Origin of the sequence: Polaromonas sp., from assembly GCF_036676035.1 — a bacterium.
Taxonomy (GTDB): Bacteria; Pseudomonadota; Gammaproteobacteria; order Burkholderiales; family Burkholderiaceae_C; genus Polaromonas.
In genome coordinates this window covers 1-4,773 of record NZ_JAKFDR010000020.1, presented here as the reverse complement: position 1 = coordinate 4,773, position 4,773 = coordinate 1, and the positions used below count along the sequence as shown (strand labels likewise).

The 4,773-nt window shown below is 61.6% G+C and carries 5 protein-coding genes; all 5 read right to left on the bottom strand.

Going from position 1 to position 4,773, the window contains the following annotated elements:
* Positions 1–188 precede the first annotated feature (188 nt).
* On the bottom strand, positions 189–473 hold the full coding sequence (locus tag V6M61_RS04395; RefSeq protein WP_332775351.1) for a hypothetical protein: 285 nt from the start codon (positions 471–473) through the stop codon (positions 189–191).
* Positions 474–512: 39 nt separating this feature from the next.
* Positions 513–1,202: a hypothetical protein gene (locus tag V6M61_RS04390; protein WP_332775350.1), complete on the bottom strand. Its 690-nt coding sequence runs from the start codon at positions 1,200–1,202 to the stop codon at positions 513–515.
* Positions 1,199–2,197: an MlaD family protein gene (locus V6M61_RS04385; protein WP_332775349.1), complete on the bottom strand. Its 999-nt coding sequence runs from the start codon at positions 2,195–2,197 to the stop codon at positions 1,199–1,201. The genes V6M61_RS04390 and V6M61_RS04385 overlap by 4 nt, the downstream gene beginning before the upstream one ends.
* Before the next feature lie 40 nt (positions 2,198–2,237).
* Positions 2,238–3,041: an MlaE family ABC transporter permease gene (locus tag V6M61_RS04380; RefSeq protein WP_332775348.1), complete on the bottom strand. Its 804-nt coding sequence runs from the start codon at positions 3,039–3,041 to the stop codon at positions 2,238–2,240.
* A gap of 86 nt (positions 3,042–3,127) precedes the next feature.
* Entirely contained in the window at positions 3,128–4,300 is a 1,173-nt protein-coding gene (locus V6M61_RS04375) for a PQQ-dependent sugar dehydrogenase (protein WP_332775347.1), read from the bottom strand.
* Positions 4,301–4,773: the final 473 nt, after the last annotated feature.

Sequence of the window (4,773 nt, the reverse complement as noted above, 5' to 3'; positions counted from 1 at the left end):
TTTCCTTTCGTTTGCTTGGCGGCTCACGATTGGAAGTTTCTGCGATGGACACCCATACCTACGCATACGTCAAACTTCTACTGCCTCCCCGGCAGAGCCGGGGGGTCTCCCAACGGACTAGACAAAATGACTTGTAGGAATAAGGCGGTCAGCTTCTTGCTGTCGAGGGCGAGTCCATATATGACCAGTTAGGTTTTCTCGGCATTGATGGTCTTCCGGAACTCTTCACGCAGTGCGTCGTATCGTTCGGTAAGGCCCATGACTTCCGCCGCTTTCATGAGGTTCCACCAGTATTCGCGCGAAACCTTCAACTCGTGCCCCGCATCCTCAAGAACATTCAGAGCGAGCTCGAGTTCGTTGTGATCCAGGAAACCCTTGTATTCACAATGCGGCTCAGTAGATGCGATTTCTGCGGCCGCTGCTTCGAGAAGCGACTCCGTTACTTGCCATTGTTTGATCAACCGCTCATCCATAGCGTGACGCCCAACTTTAATTCATGGCTGATGTAAGCCTCAACGCTTCTCTTGGGCTGCATTCGCCGCCTGGCCCTGCGTGAGCGCTATGCGCCGGCGCAGCCGTGCAGCTTCCTCGCTGTCACCGCCCTGCTCTGCGCGCTGGGCTTGCACGTTCAGCCAGGCCAGCAAAGGGCGGCGCCAGCCTTGGGCCGAGGCGGTATCCATTGCTTGCGCAATCACGGTCGGGCTGGCTTGGCCTTTCTGGAACAACACACCAGCCGCCACCAGTTGCGACAGCGGATCGGCAATGCCCTGGACGGCCCCGGCATTGCCACCGGCAGCGGCGCGCTGCGGCTCGGGCAGCAAGGCCATGCTTTGCGGCTGCACCTGGCCGCGCAAATAGTCTGCATAGGCCTGCTGCGCGGCGGTCGCATCCTGGCGCAGTTTTTCAAAACCGGCGCAGGGTTCAAACACCAGGCTGGCTACGCGGGTGGCGCAGTGCAGCAGCTCGGCTGTGGCCAGCAGGTCGGCGCGGCCGGTGCGCGAGAGCTGGCTGCGCGCACGCGCCAGTTCAGCGGTTTCCACCCGTGTGTTGCCTTCCATGTAGGCGGCCACCGAGCGCTCCATCGAACCCTTGGCTTCGAGCTGCCAGTCAGGCGGCTTGGGGCCGCTGGCGCAGGCACTGAAGAGCAAAACTCCGGCCAGCGGCGCAGCAAATTTCACGGCAAAGTTCATGAGGGTCTTCATGGCAGCTTGATCTCCGCATCCCGGGGGTCCTTGGCAAAGGGCCATTTGCGGCTGATGTCATTGATCAGGCCTTCCACCTTGCGCAAATTGGCCTCTACATCGGCACGCAAGGCGCCCAGGTCGGCCGTGGCGTCTTTGGCGTTGGAACTGATGGCCTGGGCATCCTGCAGCACGGCATCCACCCTTTTCAGGCTGCTGCGCGCCTCGCCCAGCATGGTATTGAGCTGCACGATGGTGGCACGCGTTTCGGGCATCACGCCTTTTTCGCCAAACACCTGGGTGTCGGTCTTGGCGGCCAGGCCGTCGAGCTTGGTGAGCAAGGCATTGGTGCGATCCAGCGTGGCGATGAGTTTTTTGGCCTCCGCATCGCTGCCCAGCAACACAGTCAATGCGCCGCCCGGGCCGTTCAGCCTTTCGGTCAAGGTCTGCAGGTTGGCCAGGCTGGCCCCCACGGAGCCGCCGCTGCCGGTCAGGTTGTTGAGGTTTTCGATCAGGTCTTTGGCCGCGGCAATGACTTTGGGGATTTCCGCGCTGGTGTCGCCCATCAGCACCGTGCGCTCGGCGCCATCGGGCAGCAGTGGATCTTTCAGCAAACCGGTGTAGGCGCGGATGTTGGTGCCGCCCACAATGCCGCGCACCAGCGTGAACACGCTGGAGGTGCGCAGCCAGTGCGCATCCTTGGCCGCAACGTCAACAATGATGCGGGCCTTGCCGTCATCCGCCAGCTCGATGCGGCGCACGCGCCCGATCGGAAAGCCCGAAAACGTGAGGTCCATGCCCACCACCACGCCTTCGGAGTCGTCGGCCACCAGCACCAGCTTTTGCGTGGCCTCGAACGCGCCGCGGGCATACAGCACAAACAGCGCCGAGCCCACCACCAGCGCCAGCATGAAGACCAGCAGCAGCACGGCCTTGAGCTCCAGATTGGCAACCGGCGGCAGCGGCGCTGCGGGCGATGGGGTCGATGGAGGTAAGGGGTCTTGGGGTTCGCTCATGGGTATCGGGTTTTCGTGGTTTTCGTGGCTCTTTTCGTGGCTAATAGTAGTTCCCGACCAGGGAGGCCACCTCAATCAGCAAAATGACGGCAAACATGCGCACCAGCGCACGCAGCTCGGCACCGGTGCGTGTCTTGTGGCCGGTCATGCCGTAGAGGGCCGAGGCCATGGGAATCAAGGACACGGCCAGACTGAAGAACAGCGTTTTCAGCACAAAAATCAGCGTCACCGCCGGGTTGAACACCTGGCCAAACAGGCGCGTGTAGCCCGCAAAGCCCGAAACGGTGAAGCCGTAGGCGGCCAGGTAGGCCAGCACCAGCGCCACCACGCAGCTCAGTGCGGCCAGCGTCACGGTGGAAAATATGCCCGCCGTCACCCGCGGCAGCACCTCCTGGCGCACCGGATCGATGCCGCGCCGGCGCAGGGCTTCCAGGCCACCGCTGGCTTGCATGAGCGCGAGCTCCGCCCCGTCGGGAATGGTGCAGCGCAGCGCCACAAACAGGGCTGCGGTCAAGGGGATCAGCTCCAGCACCAGCACCCGGATCACCACCTGCAAGGCATATTGCGACAGGCCGTAGCTCAGGGCCGTGGCCAGCACGATGCGCGTGAGCACCAGCGTGACCAGCGCGCACAGCACCGTGAACCCGACCAGAATCGGTGCGGTGTTGGCATACATGTGCAGGGCCAGCACTCGGCGGTTTTCGCGGCTGTAGCTGGCCGGCGAGAGCATCAGCACCAGGATCAGCGCCCCCAGGTACACCAGGCGCCACCACTCGTCCAGCCACCGCTGCGCCGTGCGCTTGAGGCTTGCCAGCGCGCCATGCCATGAAGCCATTCGAATCATGGGTTGATGATAACTGTGAGAGTTCCTCACTTCATCCTTGCATCACGCTCAATATGGCTTTCAGTGATGCCTTTCAGCGATGATTTTCAAGGAGGCAACAGCCGCAGCAGCCTTCCCTGGCGGCTGTCCGTCAATACATAGAGCAGCCCGTCGGGACCCTGGCGCACGTCGCGGATGCGCTCACCGGCATCGGCCAGCAGCTTGTGCTCGCGCACCACCTTGCCTTTGTAAGGCTCGGACAGCTCGATGCGGTTGAGGTAGGCAAACTTGAGCGAACCGACAAACAGATTGCCCTGCCAGGCCTTGCCGTAACGCTCGCTGGTCAAAAACGCCATGCCCGAGGGCGCGATCGACGGCACCCAGTAATGCAGCGGCTGCTCCATGTCGGCTTTGGCGGCCAAGCCCTCGCCTATCTTGCCGCCGCCGTAGTTCTCGCCGTAGGTGATCGCGGGCCAGCCGTAGTTGCGGCCGGGCTGCGGCAGATTGATCTCGTCGCCGCCCTGCGGCCCGTGTTCGTGCATCCAGTAAGTGCCGTCCGGCGCCAGCGTGGCGCCCTGCGGGTTGCGGTGCCCGTAGCTCCAGATGTCAGGCAACGCGCCGCTCTTTACAAAAGAGGGCGCGGCAAAGGGGTTGTCTTGGGGGATGGTGCCGTCTTTATGGATACGGATCACCTTGCCGTGGTGGTTGTCCAGCTTTTGGGCGTCGTGCAGGCGCGAATAACGGTCACCCAGCGTCAAAAACAGCGTTCCGTCGGGCTTGCCCTCCTTGCGGGCCTCGACAATCCGGCAGCCAAAATGCAGGCTGCTGCCCACCTTGGGCTTCTGGCTGAAGATCACCTGGACGTCTTCCAGCCGGCTGTGGTCCGCACTCAGGGTGGCGCGGGCCAGCGCCGTGCTGTTGGCGCCGCTGCCGCCCCCGGGCTCCGAGTAGCAGAAGTAAAGCCTGCGGTTTTGGGCGAAATCGCTGTCGGTGACTACATCCAGCAGGCCACCCTGGCCGCCCGCGGCCACAGCCGGCAAGCCCGCCAGCGCCGGACCCAGCTTGCCGTCGGCCTGCACCACCCGCATGCGGCCGGGCCGCTCGGTCACCAAAAACCGGCCTTCGGGCAGAAAGGCCACGGCCCAAGGGTGCTCCAGACCGCTGGCCACGGTCTCGCTGCGAACCGTCTGGGCCTGGGCTTGGGCGTTAAGCCCGTCAGCCACGAAATTAGCTATAAAAATAATAGCTATCAACGCATGTTTTGAAAGGGCTAGAAGCATATTTCATTCCTTAAAAACGTCCAGAACAGGCTGCCTGCGGGTGGCCAACGCCTTCGGGCTCAATATGCCATTTCCGGTGCTTCGGCATACCCTGATGGTGGCTTTCCAGGGCTTTTTTTGTATGCATTTGGCATGCAAGCATAGGAGTGCCCCTTGGAAATAAAACATCAAAGAGACTTTACTCAGCAGTTCGAAAGTAGTGCGACATACTTTGTCATCCTGAGCGCAGCGAAGGATCTCGGTATGCTGGCAAGATTCTTCGCTGCGCTCAGAATGACAGCATGGCTGGCGTCGCCTTCGTTACGGACTGCTGAGTAAATCGTTACAAATCAATGATTTAAACAGCTAATTGAATCACCCCGGGTTTCGTGGAGGCCCGTTGGGTTAAGTCAGACCGGTATTGCGGCCTGACAGACGAGTTGCCGATAGTAATTTTCTTCAGCTTCGGCAGGGGGAATGTATCCGATGGGCTC

Coding starts and splice junctions, on each gene's coding strand:
- V6M61_RS04380 (WP_332775348.1), bottom strand. CDS start 3,041: ATGATTCGAATGGCTTCATGGCATGGCGCGCTGGCAAGCCTCAAGCGC.
- V6M61_RS04395 (WP_332775351.1), bottom strand. CDS start 473: ATGGATGAGCGGTTGATCAAACAATGGCAAGTAACGGAGTCGCTTCTC.
- V6M61_RS04385 (WP_332775349.1), bottom strand. CDS start 2,197: ATGAGCGAACCCCAAGACCCCTTACCTCCATCGACCCCATCGCCCGCA.
- V6M61_RS04375 (WP_332775347.1), bottom strand. CDS start 4,300: ATGCTTCTAGCCCTTTCAAAACATGCGTTGATAGCTATTATTTTTATA.
- V6M61_RS04390 (WP_332775350.1), bottom strand. CDS start 1,202: ATGAAGACCCTCATGAACTTTGCCGTGAAATTTGCTGCGCCGCTGGCC.